17 protein-coding genes are annotated in these 15,648 nt (G+C 39.1%); 8 read left to right on the top strand and 9 right to left on the bottom strand.

Annotated features, from left to right (window positions below; all coding sequences use genetic code 11):
• Positions 1 to 38 precede the first annotated feature (38 nt).
• From MKY45_RS06025 to MKY45_RS06010, 4 genes are all read left to right on the top strand, one after another.
• Positions 39 to 728, top strand: a complete 690-nt coding sequence (locus tag MKY45_RS06025; RefSeq protein WP_341172656.1) for a PH domain-containing protein — start codon at positions 39 to 41, stop codon at positions 726 to 728.
• Positions 718 to 936: a membrane protein insertion efficiency factor YidD gene (gene yidD, locus MKY45_RS06020; protein ID WP_341172655.1), complete on the top strand. Its 219-nt coding sequence runs from the start codon at positions 718 to 720 to the stop codon at positions 934 to 936. The genes MKY45_RS06025 and yidD overlap by 11 nt, the downstream gene beginning before the upstream one ends.
• Positions 937 to 973: 37 nt before the next feature.
• Positions 974 to 1,549 (top strand): hypothetical protein, encoded by a 576-nt coding sequence (locus tag MKY45_RS06015; RefSeq protein ID WP_341172654.1) that lies wholly within the window; start codon positions 974 to 976, stop codon positions 1,547 to 1,549.
• 101 nt (positions 1,550 to 1,650) lie between these two features.
• Positions 1,651 to 2,853: a site-specific integrase gene (locus MKY45_RS06010; RefSeq protein WP_341172653.1), complete on the top strand. Its 1,203-nt coding sequence runs from the start codon at positions 1,651 to 1,653 to the stop codon at positions 2,851 to 2,853.
• A 77-nt stretch (positions 2,854 to 2,930) separates the two neighbouring features.
• Here MKY45_RS06010 and groL read toward each other — a convergent pair whose 3' ends face one another.
• Positions 2,931 to 4,562 (bottom strand): chaperonin GroEL, encoded by a 1,632-nt coding sequence (gene groL / locus MKY45_RS06005; protein ID WP_042532537.1) that lies wholly within the window; start codon positions 4,560 to 4,562, stop codon positions 2,931 to 2,933.
• Positions 4,563 to 4,623: 61 nt separating this feature from the next.
• The gene (gene groES / locus MKY45_RS06000) at positions 4,624 to 4,905 is read right to left on the bottom strand and encodes a co-chaperone GroES (protein WP_042532535.1); all 282 of its coding nucleotides are present in this window, start codon (positions 4,903 to 4,905) and stop codon (positions 4,624 to 4,626) included.
• Between the two features lie 448 nt (positions 4,906 to 5,353).
• Here groES and MKY45_RS05995 point away from each other — a divergent pair, with 448 nt between their 5' ends.
• Both MKY45_RS05995 and MKY45_RS05990 read left to right on the top strand, forming a co-directional pair.
• Positions 5,354 to 6,058 (top strand): CPBP family intramembrane glutamic endopeptidase, encoded by a 705-nt coding sequence (locus MKY45_RS05995; protein ID WP_042532533.1) that lies wholly within the window; start codon positions 5,354 to 5,356, stop codon positions 6,056 to 6,058.
• A 1-nt stretch (position 6,059) separates the two neighbouring features.
• Positions 6,060 to 6,254, top strand: coding sequence for a DUF4305 domain-containing protein (locus MKY45_RS05990; protein WP_042532532.1), 195 nt, complete (start codon positions 6,060 to 6,062; stop codon positions 6,252 to 6,254).
• A 118-nt stretch (positions 6,255 to 6,372) separates the two neighbouring features.
• On the opposite strand, the gene MKY45_RS05985 is transcribed toward MKY45_RS05990, so the two are convergent.
• Complete coding sequence (locus tag MKY45_RS05985) at positions 6,373 to 7,008, bottom strand: redox-sensing transcriptional repressor Rex (RefSeq protein ID WP_042532530.1); 636 nt, start codon at positions 7,006 to 7,008, stop codon at positions 6,373 to 6,375.
• A 357-nt stretch (positions 7,009 to 7,365) separates the two neighbouring features.
• Here MKY45_RS05985 and MKY45_RS05980 point away from each other — a divergent pair, with 357 nt between their 5' ends.
• Positions 7,366 to 9,300: an ABC-F family ATP-binding cassette domain-containing protein gene (locus MKY45_RS05980; protein ID WP_042532528.1), complete on the top strand. Its 1,935-nt coding sequence runs from the start codon at positions 7,366 to 7,368 to the stop codon at positions 9,298 to 9,300.
• 117 nt (positions 9,301 to 9,417) lie between these two features.
• A complete protein-coding gene (locus MKY45_RS05975) occupies positions 9,418 to 10,578 on the top strand; it encodes a CBS domain-containing protein (RefSeq protein ID WP_341172652.1) in 1,161 nt (386 codons plus the stop codon).
• 97 nt (positions 10,579 to 10,675) lie between these two features.
• Here the strand turns inward: MKY45_RS05975 and MKY45_RS05970 are convergent, their stop codons facing one another.
• From MKY45_RS05970 to thiL, 6 genes are all read right to left on the bottom strand, one after another.
• Positions 10,676 to 11,848 carry an FtsW/RodA/SpoVE family cell cycle protein gene (locus tag MKY45_RS05970; RefSeq protein WP_042532526.1) on the bottom strand — a complete coding sequence of 391 codons (1,173 nt, stop codon included), beginning with the start codon at positions 11,846 to 11,848 and terminating at the stop codon, positions 10,676 to 10,678.
• 161 nt (positions 11,849 to 12,009) lie between these two features.
• The gene (tsaD, locus tag MKY45_RS05965) at positions 12,010 to 13,020 is read right to left on the bottom strand and encodes a tRNA (adenosine(37)-N6)-threonylcarbamoyltransferase complex transferase subunit TsaD (RefSeq protein ID WP_341172651.1); all 1,011 of its coding nucleotides are present in this window, start codon (positions 13,018 to 13,020) and stop codon (positions 12,010 to 12,012) included.
• On the bottom strand, positions 13,017 to 13,499 hold the full coding sequence (rimI, locus tag MKY45_RS05960; RefSeq protein WP_306432763.1) for a ribosomal protein S18-alanine N-acetyltransferase: 483 nt from the start codon (positions 13,497 to 13,499) through the stop codon (positions 13,017 to 13,019). The genes tsaD and rimI overlap by 4 nt, the downstream gene beginning before the upstream one ends.
• On the bottom strand, positions 13,463 to 14,167 hold the full coding sequence (tsaB, locus tag MKY45_RS05955; protein WP_042532520.1) for a tRNA (adenosine(37)-N6)-threonylcarbamoyltransferase complex dimerization subunit type 1 TsaB: 705 nt from the start codon (positions 14,165 to 14,167) through the stop codon (positions 13,463 to 13,465). The genes rimI and tsaB overlap by 37 nt, the downstream gene beginning before the upstream one ends.
• Before the next feature lie 10 nt (positions 14,168 to 14,177).
• Positions 14,178 to 14,624, bottom strand: a complete 447-nt coding sequence (tsaE, locus tag MKY45_RS05950) for a tRNA (adenosine(37)-N6)-threonylcarbamoyltransferase complex ATPase subunit type 1 TsaE (RefSeq protein ID WP_042532518.1) — start codon at positions 14,622 to 14,624, stop codon at positions 14,178 to 14,180.
• 12 nt (positions 14,625 to 14,636) lie between these two features.
• A complete protein-coding gene (gene thiL / locus MKY45_RS05945; protein ID WP_042532517.1) occupies positions 14,637 to 15,596 on the bottom strand; it encodes a thiamine-phosphate kinase in 960 nt (319 codons plus the stop codon).
• Between the last annotated feature and the right edge of the window lie 52 nt (positions 15,597 to 15,648).

Genomic DNA, 15,648 nt, shown 5'->3' with positions numbered 1-15,648 from the left:
ATTAATATAGATAAAAATTAATTGAGGGGTCGATTGAGTTGGAAAACGAATCAAAAAAGATGATTAATTTAACAAAACTCGCTAAAAATCATCTAATGGAAGATGAAAGTATTAAACATAAGATTCTTGGGATGCTTGATGGGAATGTTAAAGAAAAGAAGGTTGCTATTAACGGAATCTTCCTTGCAACGAATATGAGATTGTTTTTTTGCAATAAGAAAGAAAGCGTATCGTTTGAATACAACAAAATAAGCGCTGTTGAACTCGTTGAAAAGAAGTTGACTAGTCCTACCATAAGTTTTTTATACAATGGTGATAAAACAGGAATTAAATTCGCTGAGCAAGGAGATATCGACGGATTCGTTCAATTTCTTGAGATTCCTAAGATTGATAAAATGATAGATTTTTCTCAATTGGAGACTGAACAAAAAAATGAGAAAAAAACGTCTACCACAAAGCAAATTAAAGAGACTAAATGCACCTGTTCAGCGTGCGGAAAAGTATGGTATTACGGGAAAGAGGAATCTATCAAAAACTATGGAGAAAAATTAGAAAGCTTTGGCGCCTCGATGAGCAATGCCGGTAAAGATATGATGTGCTGTACAGGGTGTTTGCCAGCTCTTTTTATGCCTCAAAAACAGGAAAAAGAGGTAAAAGACTTGGATAAATGCCCCGATTGTGGTTCAAAAGCCGTAAACAAAGAATTGGTTGTTCACAATGTTGAGTAAGATATTGATATCATTTGTAAGATTTTATCAATTGTTTATTTCGCCTATTAAACCAAAAAGAGTTAAATGCAGATTTTATCCAACGTGCTCCAAATACGCTATATTATCAATTCAGAAATATGGAGCGATTAAGGGAGTTAAAAATACTATAAATAGATTAAAACGCTGTCGCCCGGATAATACAGAAAGCTGTATAGATTATCCGTGAAATAGATAAAAAGAAATTACTGAAAGAGGTCGATAGTTTGAAGAAATTATTTTTTGTTTTTGCACTTATTTTATTACTCGCTGCATGTGGTGGTGAATCAGAAAGAGAAAAACAAGTAGCATTAGACAGAGATGGAGACGGAAGCACGGAAACCGCTGATGAAGACAACGGCGCAGAAGAATTTGATGAAAATGATAGGGATGGCGATGGAAAGACGAATTCTGCAGAAGAAGAAATTTCAACTAAAGTAGAATTGGAATCAAATGCTGAAATTGATGGGAATTCAATTGTTATAGAAGGTGAAACAAACCTTCCTGATGATACATTGATTGCTTATGAGGTTACGCATGAAGAAGACTTTGAATATTTTGTTGATGGAGAAATGAAAGTCTCGGATGGAATTTACACAGAAGAAATAGATGTCAATGATTGGCCAGAGGGCGAATTAAGGGTGTGGACTTCATTTCAAACAATTCTAGGAACTTCCGTTGAACAACCTGAGGAAATAATAGAAGTTTTCGGGGAATCTGGAGAAAATATTGAAGGTGATAATGTAACCGAAGGCGAAATAATAAATAGCGTTGAATCTATCCAAACATTAAATAAAAATTAAATAATCAACTGAGGGCGTATTTAGGTACGTCTTCAATTATACCCCGAAATAGAACATACATTCTAAATAAAGCACTTTATAAAGGATGAAGGTGATTTATAATGGCGAGCTTTAAAAAGTACAAAACTAAAAATGGCGAAAAGTGGTTGTTTAAACTCAGAACTGTTCATGATCCGATAACAGGCAAAAAGAAACAAACTACAAGGAGAGGTTTTGATACCAAACCAGAGGCGGAAAGAGCTGCAAGAGCATTGTTAAGCGACCTCGATTTAGGAAAAATGGTATATGATAACCCCATTACTTTTAATGAGTTTGCGGAAAAGTGGCTGGATATCTATGAAAAAGAACGAAGTGTTAAACCAGGAACAATACGTATAAGGCAGCACGAAATCAATAATCTTAATAAGCATTTGGGAAATATTCGTATGATTGATATTGCATGGAATATATATCAAAAAGCATTACATGATTTACAAGAAAAATTCTCTTACAAAACGGTACAAGGTATCCATACTACCGGAAAAATGATATTTAAAAAGGCGATACAATTAGAAGTAATTAAGAAAAACCCTACAGAATACGCCTATTTATCAAAGAAAAAGAAAACCGTTGAAGAATTAGAAACAACGAATGACTTACCTAAATACATGGAAAAAGGGAAACTGGCAGATTTTTTACTAACTGCTAAAAAGGAAGGTATCGATCTTGATTATCAAGTATTTTTAACATTAGCCTATTCAGGGCTGCGCGTTGGAGAAATGTGCGCTTTAAAAGAAACAGATTTAATAAATGAACATGACCATCATTTTATAAAAATAACTAAGACTTATTACAACCCTAAAAATAATATTATTGATTATCAGCTGGTAACACCTAAAACGGAAAGCTCTGTGAGGACTATCGATATTGACCCAAAAGTAGCCAATGTACTCCTCGAAACAATCGAATTGAATCATCAGTTAAAAGAGGAAGTTGGAGAAACCTATCACGACGAGAAATTTATATTCGTTAATCGAAATAACTATTATGGATATCCTATCTATCCTAAATTGATTGACTCACGAATGAAACGGCTTTTGAAGAAAACAAAGGAATTGAATCAAGATTTATCTCCGCATTCGTTGAGACACACACATACCTCTTTGCTGGCAGAAGCTGGTGTTGCTTTAGAGAGAATCATGGAGAGATTAGGTCATTCTGATGATAAAACAACAACTAACATTTATTTGCATACAACAGAAGAAGTAAGAAAAAGAGACTCCGAAAAATTCGGAAGTCTCATGAATAATTTGCTTGATTTTTAATGAAATGTGGTCAAAATGCGGTCATTTATATTACTAGACCGTTCAAACCATTGCTGTATCAGCGTTCAGCGAATGACTTACATCATCCCAGGCATACCGCCCATGCCGCCCATATCAGGCATTCCGCCGCCTTCATTTTCATCCGGCTTATCTGCTACGACAGCTTCTGTAGTTAAGAACATTGCTGCAACAGATGCTGCGTTTTGAAGCGCGTAACGAGTTACTTTCGTTGGGTCTACGATTCCAGCCTCAACCATGTTTACCCATTCGTCTGTTGCTGCATTGTAGCCGATGCCTACTTTTTCGCCTTTTAGACGCTCTACAATGATAGAACCTTCCAGTCCAGCATTATGAACGATTTGACGAACCGGCTCTTCTAGTGCACGAAGTACGATGCTCGCACCAGTTGCTTCGTCGCCTTCTAAGCTAAGTTCGCTTACTTTTCCGTGGATGTTCACAAGGGCAGTACCGCCACCAGGAACCATTCCTTCTTCTACACCTGCACGCGTAGAGTTCAGTGCATCCTCAATGCGAAGTTTACGTTCTTTCAATTCTGTTTCTGTAGCTGCACCAACTTTAACGACAGCAACACCGCCAGCTAATTTTGCCAGGCGCTCTTGTAATTTTTCTTTATCGAAATCAGAAGTTGTTTCTTCTGCTTGTGCACGGATTTGTGCCACACGGCTGGAGATTGTTTCTGGGTCTCCTGAGCCTTCTACGATTGTTGTATCATCTTTGGTTACGACAACTTTAGAAGCACGTCCTAATTGCTCAATGCTTGTTGATTTAAGATCCAGTCCAAGGTCTTCTGTAATTACTTCTGCACCAGTCAGTACAGCGATATCCTCAAGCATTGCTTTACGGCGGTCACCGAATCCTGGAGCTTTCACAGCTACCGCGTTGAATGTACCGCGTAATTTGTTTACTACTAAGGTAGCAAGTGCTTCGCCTTCAACATCTTCTGCAATCATAAGAAGCGGTTTGCCTTGTTGAACAACTTGTTCTAACACTGGCAGTACTTCCTGGATATTTCCAATTTTCTTATCTGTAATCAAGATATATGGATCTTCTAGTACAGCTTCCATTTTATCTTGGTCAGTAACCATATAAGGAGAAGAGTATCCGCGATCGAATTGCATCCCTTCTACTACTTCAAGCTCTGTGTTGAAGCCTTTTGATTCTTCAATGGTGATAACACCGTCATTGCCTACACGTTCCATTGCTTCTGCAATCAATTGACCTACTTCGCCGTCGCCTGAAGAAACAGCTGCAATTTGGGAAATTGCTTCTTTGCTTTCGATTGGCTGAGAAATGCCTTTTAATTCTTGCACTGCCAGCTCAACTGCTTTTTCGATACCGCGGCGGATTCCAACTGGATTTGCACCGGAAGTTACGTTTTTAAGTCCTTCACGAATCATTGCTTGAGCAAGTACAGTTGCTGTAGTTGTACCGTCACCTGCAACGTCATTTGTTTTAGATGCTACTTCGGATACAAGCTGCGCACCCATGTTTTCAAATGCATCTTCTAATTCGATTTCTTTTGCAATGGTTACGCCATCATTTGTAATTAATGGAGAACCGAATTTTTTATCTAAAACCACGTTGCGGCCTTTTGGTCCTAAGGTTACTTTTACTGCATCTGCTAAGGTGTCCACACCACGCAGCATTGCGCGTCGTGCGTCTTCACTAAATTTAATGTCTTTAGCCATGTTAATCTTCCTCCTTCAAATTGATTCACGGTTTCATTAAAGATTCATCGTATATTTTTGATTAGCCTACAATCGCTAAAATATCATTCTCACGAAGAATTAAGTATTCTGTACCTTCATATTTCACTTCGGTACCAGCAAATTTAGAGAAAATAATGCGGTCTCCTTCAGAAACTTCCAGTGCCACTTTTTTCCCATCTTCCACACGTCCAGATCCTACTGCAACTACTTCACCTTCTTGCGGTTTTTCCTTTGCAGAGTCTGGAAGTACGATTCCGCTTGCTGTTGTTTCTTCTTGTTCAACAAGTTTGATAACAACACGATCTCCTAATGGTTTAATCATGTAGAATTGCCTCCTTAATCCCAAATCATTTTATTTTTTATTAGCACTCTATACACTTGAGTGCTAACTCCAATTATTATAATAATTAATTCTTGGAAAAAATGCAAGCACGATGATGATGAATTTTTAGAAAAACTTGTATTCGCTTGTTCTTCAGCGAATCCTTCGTTTTTCTTATACTGCTCCATCGTGTTAGAAAAACTTAGATTCGATTGCTTTTCAGTGAATCCTCAGTTTTTTTATACTGTTCCATCGTGTTAGAAAAACTTGTATTCGTTTACTTTTTGAAGATAACTTCTACTTTTCACTTTCTGCTTTCTTATTTTAACCCTTGTTTATTTTCTTTTTCAATGTTTCATGCATGATTTGATGTACTTTTGATTATAATTTTCAGTAACAGTTGTGTTAGAATATATCCTATGGCGATAATAGTTGAAGGAGCGTTTTTATGACTCGAAGATATACATATGTCATTCTCACATATATCATTATGCAATTTTCTGTTTTACTTATGGCCCCGCTGATTACATCCATATTTGGTGTAAACCTTGCGCTTGCCAGTATTTATTGGTCTGTCTTTAGTTTCACTCTTGGCCTTGTTATTGTTCTCTGGCTCTTAAAGCCTGATATGCAGGTCCGGGCTCATCCAGATGCTGTCGGGATCGGCGGTATTATTGTCTGGTCTGTTCTGGGAATTATTATGGCCCTTCTTTCACAAGGGCTGGCTGCCACCATTGAAATGGAGCTATTTGGAATCGATCCCGGTTCAGAGAATACCCAAGGCATTATGAACATGGCACGGGCTGTGCCAATTTTTATTGTTCTTCCGGCAATTTTAGCGCCTATTTTAGAAGAAATCATTTTCCGGAAAATTATATTTGGTTCGCTGTATAAAAAAATGAACTTTTTCTTTGCGGCTTTAATTTCTTCTCTTATTTTTGCCGTGATTCATACAGATTTTCTGCATATACTAGTATATGCTGCGATGGGCTTTGTTTTTGCATTCCTTTATGTACAAACAAAACGAATTCTTGTACCTATCATCGTACATGCCGGGATGAACACCCTTGTCGTGCTGGCTCAGCTTTCCTTAGATCCAGAAGAAATTCAAAAACGACTTGACCAATTACAACTCATATTCTTTGGAGGTTAACATGCATCAGCCTTATTTAATAAAAGCCATTCTTTATGTTTTATTCGGTGTTTTATTTATTTATGTCGGGGTTCTCAGCAAGGGAGAATCCGTCTGGGATACAGTTCCCCTTATATTCGCCGGATTTGCAGCTTTAACCTTCTATGCCGGCTTCCGGATGCTGCGATTCTATTTTAAAGTAAAGAATAAAAAATAAAAAACTAGCTCTTAGGCAGGAAGCTTCTTAAATTTAGAAGTTCTGTAAAGAGCTAGTTTTTTGCAATTAGAAAGCAGAAGATTGGTTAAGAAAACATTATGGAGCTTCTGTGCATATCCTACTCCTCTTCTAAGGAATAATGCTTCAAAAAGTATACAAGTGATTGCAATTCTACTGTTAAATCAATGTGATGGACACGAATATAGTTTGGAACGGTAATACGTGCCGGCGTGAAATTAAGAATACCTTTAATACCGAGCTCCACAAGGCGGTTCGCAGCGGCATCTGCTTCTTCTGCAGGTATTGTTAAAATAGCAACTTCAATTCCGCTTATTTTATCCTCTAATTCATTCACATGATACACGGGAACACCGCCAACTTCCGTGCCTACCTTGGAATCATCCGTATCAAACGCCATCGTGATACGAATATTATTGTTCTTTAAAAAGTTATAATGCAAAAATGCAGTTCCCAGGTTTCCAACACCAATTAAAGCAACATTCGTTATCTCATGCTGGTCCAGTGTACTTTTAAAGAACCCTAATAGATACTCCACATTATATCCGTATCCTTTTTTCCCAAGTGCACCAAAATAGGAAAAGTCTCTGCGGATCGTTGCAGAATCTACTTTAACAGCCTCACTTAACTCTTTGGAAGATACACGCATCTTCCCTTGCTGATATAAATTATTTAAAAATCGGTAATATAAAGGCAAACGCTTTGCTGTTGCCTGCGGGATTTTATTTTGTTCCATTTGAAACGGCCTCTCTTCAATTACTAATGTATAGGAAAACTTACATGTTAAATTATTTCATTTTTTGTACATGGATACTGCCATAATTTTACACGTTCGCTTTCATTATGTTGTAAATAACGCATTTATTCAATAGTACACACTCTATTATATAATTTTAACAGAAATACAGCCAACATAGCGAACTTTATTATAATTTTATTGTAGCTTCTATTTGGATACGTTACACTGATAGAAGGTATTACTTTCCTTTTACAGGATGGTTCAAGAAGACAGGATAAGCAATAACATGCTCGTCACCTTATTTTCATGTGCTTTTTGAACAGCTTTTTTTACGAGTCAGAAAGGATGGCAACGATGATTTTAATGCAACTAAATGGAATCTCTAAATCCTTTGGAGCAGAAGAGATTCTAGCTAATATAAAAATGGAAATAAAAGATAATGAACGGATTGCAATAGTCGGCCGCAATGGAGCCGGAAAGTCAACACTTCTCAAAATCATGGCAGGAGAAATGCCTTATGACGGCGGTGAGATCTTCCAGCCGAAAGACCTGACATTCGGCTATCTCTCACAGCATATGACGTTAGAGTCCGGAAAAACCATCTGGCAAGAGATGCTGGATGTATTTTCGCCTCTGCTTGCCATGGAGAAAAAATTACGTGAACTGGAAGCACAGATGGCAGACGCCTCCAATATGGAAGCATCTGATTATCAACAGCTGCTCGAAAGATATGATACGCTTCAAAATGAATATCAATCAAATGGCGGATATACGTATCAAGCGGAAATAAAATCTGTGCTCACCGGGTTGTCCTTTGGTGATTATGATTACGATACATTAATTACCGATTTAAGCGGCGGACAGAAAACAAGACTTGCCCTCGGTAAGCTTCTACTGCAAAAACCGCAGCTGCTTATTCTCGATGAACCGACGAACCACTTAGATATTGACACACTTACATGGCTCGAAGGCTATTTAGTAAGCTATCCAGGTGCTATCATTATTGTTTCCCATGACCGCTACTTTTTAGACAAAACTGTATCAATTGTTTATGAAATTTCCAGACATCATTCTAAAAAGTTCCACGGAACATACAGTAACTACTTAGCTCAAAAAGCGCTTGATTATGAGCAGGAGAAAAAAGAATTTGAAAAACAGCAGACAGAAATTAAACGGATGGAAGATTTTATTCAGCGTAACTTAGCACGCGCTTCTACGACGAAACGTGCCCAGAGCAGACGGAAAAAGCTTGAAAAAATAGATCGTCTTGATCACCCAGCCGGTGATGAATCCTCCGCATCAATTTCCTTCCAAGTGAACCGGCAGAGCGGAAATGATGTATTAAAAATAAAAGATTTAACCTTTCAATATCCTGATACGGATCAGCCGATTTTCAAAAACATCACGCTGCATGCTAACCGGGGCGACCGTATCGCATTGGTAGGCCCAAACGGTGTCGGCAAAACCACCTTATTAAAAAATATTGTCGGCAAGTATCTGGCAAATCAAGGTGAGATCCAGCTCGGGACCAATGTTCAAATCGGCTACTACGATCAGGAGCAGGCAAACCTTCACTCAAATAAAACTGTTCTGCAGGAGCTGTGGGATGATTATCCATTGATTAATGAGAAAGACATTCGTACAATCCTCGGGAATTTTCTATTCTCTGGCGAGGATGTCTTAAAACCTGTGTCCGCCTTAAGCGGCGGTGAGAAATCAAGGCTTGCTCTGGCAAAATTAAAAATGCAAAAAGCAAATTTGCTTATCCTTGATGAGCCGACCAACCATTTGGATATCGACAGCAAAGAAGTATTAGAAAGTGCTTTAATTGATTTTCCAGGAACTATTCTTTTTGTTTCTCATGACCGTTATTTTATTAACCGGATTGCCGATCAAGTTGCAGAAATGCAGGCAAGCAGTGTAAAAATATATCTTGGTGACTATGATTATTATTTAGAGAAAAAAGCAGAGGAAGAGGAACGAAGGCTGTTACAGCTGCAAAATCAGCAGAAGGTAACAGAAGAACCGGCAGCTTCAGCAAAAAAACGCAGCTTTCAGGAAGAAAAACAGCGTCAGCGGGAGGAACGCAAACGCAAGCGCCGTATTGAAGAGCTGGAAACAAGCATTGAACAGCAGGAAGAAACCATTGCAGCCATTGAACTGGAGATGACCAAGCCAGACGTCTTTGATGACCATAAAAAGACAATGGAACTAACCAATAAATTATCGGCTTTAAAAGAAGAGTTGGATCAGTTCATGGAGGAATGGGCAGAATTAGAAGAGAATTAAGCAATTGATATAATTTTCAGATTGTTGTATACTGAAAACAGGCAGAACCAATGCCTGTTTTTTTACTTAAATCAACATAGTAAACTATTCAATTCGATAAACGGAGGTTGTTATCCCGTGGCGATACCCATCGTTACTTTTTTAGTTTTCATTCTTGCCAGTTTGATGTACTATGCTATCAAAGAAACAATGCTGTCTCAATCAACCGCAGCAGAAGTACGTTCCCATTCCTTTCTTCGTTTCCTTCGTTTTGCCGTGATATTTATCGGCCTTTTCAGCAGTGTATGGCTTACTGCGGCTGTCACTCTTCCGCTTGGTCAGGCTTTCTTTCACTCGGTTTTACCTTTTTCACAAAATCTAAATGAGTTTATGATTCTTTTTGGCTCCAGTCTGCTTTTATTTGGCTTGTGGGTCAGCTTAGGACATCTTTTGCCTAAATGGCTGGCAAATCATCATTCTCAGTTTATTGCACAAGGATTATCTCGGCTGATTCCCCATACCTTTACGAATAAAATGAGTGAGGAAGCAACATGGTCAGATAATCATCAGGAAGCTCAAAATATTATCGAATTCAGCGGCAAGGATGTAGGTGAAATTGCAACGCATCGTACGGATTTAACCGTTCTGCAAATAGATGCAACCATGGAAGAAGTATTTGCTGCTGTGCAAGAAACCGAATTTACAAGAATACCAGTTTATGATGAAGATATTGACGAAATCGCTGGGATATTACATGTAAAAGATTTCTTTCGAAGTATGAAATCAGGTGGATCTCCTGCTTTCTTTACTCTTCATCATATTATTCGCCCTGCTGTATACATCAGAATGAATCAAGAAATGGATGAAGTTTTTAAGGATATGAGGGAAAGAGATTACAGCATCGCCATTGTTCTCGATGAATTTGGAGGAACATTTGGGTTAATTACTTTGGAAGATATTATCAGAGACATAGCGAAAGACTTGTTAGGAGAACAGAAGTCAATGGCAACAGAGTCAAAGGACATTCTGCCGCTTTCCGGTAATCGTTATCTGATTAACGGGTCGGTCAGCCTGTTTATATTAGAGGGAACACTTGGAATCACTTTTCCAATCGATACACCGCATCAGACGTTGGACAGCTTTTTATCGGAATTAATGAAACAGCAGCCTGACAATCCAAACACGATACACTATAAGCATTTATTATTTACTGTACATTCTGCAAAGGACAATCCTATTGAATCTGTGGTTGTTACAGTATATGATGAGGATTTGATGGGACAGCAATTTACCGGCTGATTTTATATAAAATAGAAAGAAGTGCTTGGATATGGTATTCCAAGCACTTCTTTCTATTTTAATTACATGTTCAAATTTTGTTCCTGATGCCATCCTTTTATTTAAATAAATAGTCATTCTGTATCGTTTCTTCCACAGCAACGCGATAAACGACCGCCATACCCAGCATGGTCGACATCACCGAACTTCCTCCGTAGCTTATCAGAAGCAAAGGAATCCCGGTAACTGGCATGATTCCTACTGTCATGCCAATGTTTTGAAAGACGTGAACAAGCATCATGCTCAAAAACCCAAAACAGAAATAAGCGCCAAATGGCGAGTGCTTATAAATATTTAAGCCGAGCGTTACCAGTTTATATAAAAGCATAAAATAAAGCAGAACAACAAAAGCGCTGCCGACAAAACCAAAACTTTCTCCAATAACAGAGAAGATAAAATCAGTCTGGGCTTCCGGATAATTTACTTCCACGCTTCCTATTCCCTTACCAAATAATTGCCCTGACCCGAGCGCCATATGTGAGCGTTCAAAGTGATAATTAGCATCTGGTGACTGCTGTGACGGGTCAAACCATGTCATTACACGATCAATTTGATAGGGCGCTACTCCAATTGTCTCTTCCGCAAATTCCGGAAATTCAATGATAACGAATAAAGCACTGGCTATAACAGCAACTCCTACAATAATTAGAGAAAAGATGATTCTCCAATTAATCCCGGATAAAATAATCAGCATGCCGGCAATAAATAAATATACCATGGCCGTACCGAAATCCGGCTGCAGCATAATTAAAAATACCGGAATAGCTGTATACAGTAATAGCTTACCAAGAAGCTGTATATCAGTCTTTAACGTACTTACTTCAAATTTTTCTTTATGTCTGCTGATGACTGCCGATAAAAATAATATAGTTGATATCTTAACGAACTCTGCCGGCTGCAGCGTCAATCCTGGTATAAAGGTATACCAGCTTTTCGCACCGTTTATTTCTCTCGCAATAAAGTCTGGACTGATAGGGATAAGCGCCAGCAGCACAACCCCGCCTATATAAATGTAGAGGCTTGTTTTATATAACTGCTCTAAGTCTAAAAACTGAATAGCAGCAATCATACCGACTCCAATTGCGTAAAAGAGCATTTGCCGTATCAGAAAGTTTGTACTATATTGTTCCAGCTGCTGTGCATTGTACACGGCCAGAAAGCTTATTATTGCGAAAGCAATCAATAATAAGATTAAATCGGTTTGAAAATAATAATTTTGTTTTTTATTCATCGGATTCCCACCAAATTTCTCCTGTCGCTACCCTTGATTTTCATGAGCCAACCTCACAAGATAAGCTGTTATCATTAATGATAAATTCAACATAATCCATTATGTTACATAAAAATCAATCTGCATTCTTGCAAATCACAAGCTTTCATTATTTACTATTTCTATTCTAACATTAAAGAAGGATTTGCGTTTAAATCAAGTGCTTTAAATTTTTCTTTTTCATACAAAATCGTTCCGGCCGCCGCAATCATAGCGGCGTTATCTGTACATAATTGAATCGGTGGAATGTACAATTCCGTATCTGTATGATTAAAACGATTTTTCAAGCTTTGCCGCAAGCCTTTATTCGCTGCAACACCGCCCGCAACAATGACCTGTTTCATCTTATACTCCTGTGCTGCCCGGTATGTTTTTTCAGTCAATACGTCAATTACACTTTGTTGAAAGCTCGCAGCAACATCTGCGGGATTCAGGGTTTCCCTGCGCTGTTCAGCGTTATGGAGCGTATTGATAACTGCTGACTTTAAGCCGCTGAAGCTAAAGTCATAGCTTCCTTCTTCCAGCCACGCACGCGGGAAATCAATCGTATCCTTCCCTTCTGCACTTAAACGGTCAATTTGCGGCCCTCCCGGGTAAGGAAGCTTCAGCATTCTTGCTACTTTATCATAGGCTTCTCCAGCCGCATCATCTCTTGTTTCACCAATTAATTCATAATCATAATGATCTTTCATAATAACCAGCTCTGTATGCCCTCCAGAAACAATCAGGGCCAATAACGGAAAAGCAAATTCATTTTCTAAACGGTTTGCATAAATATGCCCGGCAATATGATGAACACCAATAAGCGGTTTATTTTTTGCAAAGGCAAGAGCTTTCGCAGCATTGACCCCGACAAGAAGGGCGCCTACTAAGCCCGGGCCTTCTGTGACTGCAATTGCATCGATATCCTCCCAGGTTACGTCCGCCTGATTCACTGCTTCCTCTAAAACCATCGTCATTTGTTCGACATGATGTCTGGAAGCTATTTCAGGAACCACACCGCCGAATCGCTTATGGCTTTCAATTTGTGAGGCAACCACATTTGAAAGTATTTCACGTCCGTTTTTTACAATCGATGCAGCCGTCTCATCACAGCTTGTTTCTATACCTAATATCATTGTATCTTTTTTCATTTTAAATTCACCCACATTACAATAGCATCTTCAAAATTATCCGTGTAATAATGCTTTCTAATCCCGCCAGGTACAAGCCCGAATTTTTTGTATAGAGATTGTGCAACGGTATTTGAAACACGAACCTCCAAGGAGAGACGCTCCACCCCGTTACCGGTCATAAATGTCGTAACATATCCAAACAGCTTTTCCCCGATTTTGCGCCCGCGCATATCGGGATGAACAGCAAAATTTGTAATCTGCCCATCTTCAAATACAACCCATGAACCAATATAGCCGACAATTCTGTCCCTTAGGCAGGCTACAAAATAATAAGCATGATCATTTTCACATAGCTCTTTATGAAAAATCTCTGCATCCCACGGTCCTGTAAAAGCAGCTTCTTCCACTTCCATTACTCCCGGAACATCCTCCAGATTCATCTGACGAATAACAAGCTCACTCATGAATCTGCTTGTTCCTTCTGCTGTTTTTGCCAATTTGCTTCTGCCTCTGCCAAACGAAGATAGTTCGGAACGAGCGCATGCACAGAATCAGCTTCTCTTTCTCTTCCCAGCAAAGCCAAGTGGGCTGCTCTCGGGAGCTGGAATGATGAATCAGCAATCACAGCCTTATCCTGTAAATGCTCTTTAATAACTTCTTTAAATGCCTCGATATCCTGGCTTAAGAACAAAACGTTTTCTCCCGTTTCTTTCAGTTTTGCCAGCCATTCTGTCATTAAAATATTTTCTTCTTCCATTACCGTTTCAAGCTCTCCATTTTTCCATCGATACGCCCCTGTATAAACTAAACCGCGTCTGGCATCAAAAAACGGACAAATGATTCCATCAAATAAAATCCCCTGGTAAGCGAATGCTTCCAAGCTCGATACACCGATAACCGGTATGTTTAACGCCCAGGCCATTGTTTTGGCTGTAGCCAGACCAATTCGAACACCTGTAAAGGAACCGGGGCCTTTCGCAACGACAATACGGTCTAATTCAGATGGAGTGATATGTACATCCTGCATCAGCTTTTCCACCGCCGGCATTAAACGTACGGAATGGTTCTTAGCAATATTCGTAGTGATTTCACCGATTAATTGTTTATCTTCTAATAATGCCACACTTAAAACCTGATTGGAAGTATCCATCGCAAGTATTTTCATAAAAAAACTCCTAACTTAATGCTTTGACAACTTGTTCAAAATGCTCCCCGAAAGGAGTAAGTGTTATTTCACGCTGATCCGCATCTTCTGTATAATGCAGTTTGATATCCAGCCGTTCCCTTGGAAGAAAATCTTCAATAAAGCTTGCCCATTCAATCACAGTGACACCATCTCCAAAGAAATAGTCATCAAAGCCGATATCCTCCATCGAATTTTCCAAACGATACACATCCATATGATAAAGCGGCAAACGCCCACGGTATTCCTTTACAATTGTAAAAGTCGGACTGCTGATATTCCGCTTGATATCTAATCCCTGTGCCAGACCTTTTGTAAACGTCGTTTTCCCGACACCTAATTGACCTTCAAGCGTCAAAACATCGTTCGGCTGTAATTTTTCAGCCAGGCGGCAGGCAAAATCCTGTGTATCTTTTTCTGTTTTTAATAGCCTCTGCATCAACGCATTCACCTACTTTAAATGTGTATATCCACTTTTCATTAATTTTTTCGTCTCTCCATGCGTCTGAATGAGAACACATGGCTCTTCTGCTTCACGGACATAGCCAATCTGCTGGATAGGCGTATCTGTCTGGACAGCAATTTCCTGTACTCGCGGCCAATGCACCTCTGACACAGTCCCCAGGAGCTCAAAGTCTTCTCCTCCTGACAGCTTCCAGTCATACTGCTGCTCTTTGGAAAACTGTTGAAAACTGTTAGAAACAGGAATTTTTTCTTCTATAATTGTAAGCTCCACATTGGAAGCCTCTGCTATTTCATTTGCTTCACTTGAGATACCATCACTGATGTCATTTAAAGCCACACGGTCTATCTCACATAATCCTGATGCCAATGCCACTCTCGGATTCGGCAGGCGATGACGTTCTATATAGTAGTCTTTATCTTTACATTCCTGTCCTTGCAGCAATATCTCTAATCCTGCTCTGGAATCTCCTAAGGTTCCAGTCGCAAAAACAATATCATTTGGCTCTGCATGGCTTCTGTATCTTGCTTTATTCTCTGGCACGTAACCCATTGCTGTAATCGAGATCATCAACCGTTCACTCGATACCGTATCTCCGCCAATCAAGTCCATTTGATACATCGATGCCAATTCATGCATTCCTTGATAAATCTCCTCTAACGCTGATTGTTTCCATTTTTTTGGGATACACATCGACACCAAATAAAAGGCGGGCTCTGCTCCCATAGCTGCTAAATCACTAATATTGGCAGCCAGTATACGATACCCAATATGAAAGGGAGCCATTGTTTCTAAGGAAAAATGGATATCTTCCACAAACGTATCTACTGTGGTGACAATATCAGATGTGCTGCGGAAAACAGCAGCATCGTCCCCGATTCCTTTAATCAATGCAGGTTGATTATATGTATTGGGTTTAATGGCGTTAATAAATGAAAATTCATCCATGCTATCACCAATTCCTTTATTTTCTACTATTTATCATAGCAAATCAACGGCA

Origin of the sequence: Oceanobacillus sp. FSL K6-0251, from assembly GCF_038004725.1 — a bacterium.
GTDB lineage: Bacteria > Bacillota > Bacilli > Bacillales > Amphibacillaceae > Oceanobacillus > Oceanobacillus oncorhynchi.
This window is presented reverse-complemented; position numbering and strand designations above follow the sequence as displayed.

Excerpts from the sequence above, each read along its gene's own strand:
- tsaE (WP_042532518.1), bottom strand. The coding sequence starts at position 14,624 with ATGCAGAGGCTATTAAAAACAGAAAAAGATACACAGGATTTTGCCTGC.
- tsaB (WP_042532520.1), bottom strand. The coding sequence starts at position 14,167 with ATGAAAATACTTGCGATGGATACTTCCAATCAGGTTTTAAGTGTGGCA.
- yidD (WP_341172655.1), top strand. The coding sequence starts at position 718 with ATGTTGAGTAAGATATTGATATCATTTGTAAGATTTTATCAATTGTTT.
- MKY45_RS05985 (WP_042532530.1), bottom strand. The coding sequence starts at position 7,008 with ATGGAACAAAATAAAATCCCGCAGGCAACAGCAAAGCGTTTGCCTTTA.
- MKY45_RS05995 (WP_042532533.1), top strand. The coding sequence starts at position 5,354 with ATGACTCGAAGATATACATATGTCATTCTCACATATATCATTATGCAA.
- groES (WP_042532535.1), bottom strand. The coding sequence starts at position 4,905 with ATGATTAAACCATTAGGAGATCGTGTTGTTATCAAACTTGTTGAACAA.
- thiL (WP_042532517.1), bottom strand. The coding sequence starts at position 15,596 with ATGGATGAATTTTCATTTATTAACGCCATTAAACCCAATACATATAAT.
- groL (WP_042532537.1), bottom strand. The coding sequence starts at position 4,562 with ATGGCTAAAGACATTAAATTTAGTGAAGACGCACGACGCGCAATGCTG.
- MKY45_RS06010 (WP_341172653.1), top strand. The coding sequence starts at position 1,651 with ATGGCGAGCTTTAAAAAGTACAAAACTAAAAATGGCGAAAAGTGGTTG.
- MKY45_RS05990 (WP_042532532.1), top strand. The coding sequence starts at position 6,060 with ATGCATCAGCCTTATTTAATAAAAGCCATTCTTTATGTTTTATTCGGT.
- tsaD (WP_341172651.1), bottom strand. The coding sequence starts at position 13,020 with ATGAAAAAAGATACAATGATATTAGGTATAGAAACAAGCTGTGATGAG.
- MKY45_RS05980 (WP_042532528.1), top strand. The coding sequence starts at position 7,366 with ATGATTTTAATGCAACTAAATGGAATCTCTAAATCCTTTGGAGCAGAA.
- MKY45_RS05970 (WP_042532526.1), bottom strand. The coding sequence starts at position 11,848 with ATGAATAAAAAACAAAATTATTATTTTCAAACCGATTTAATCTTATTA.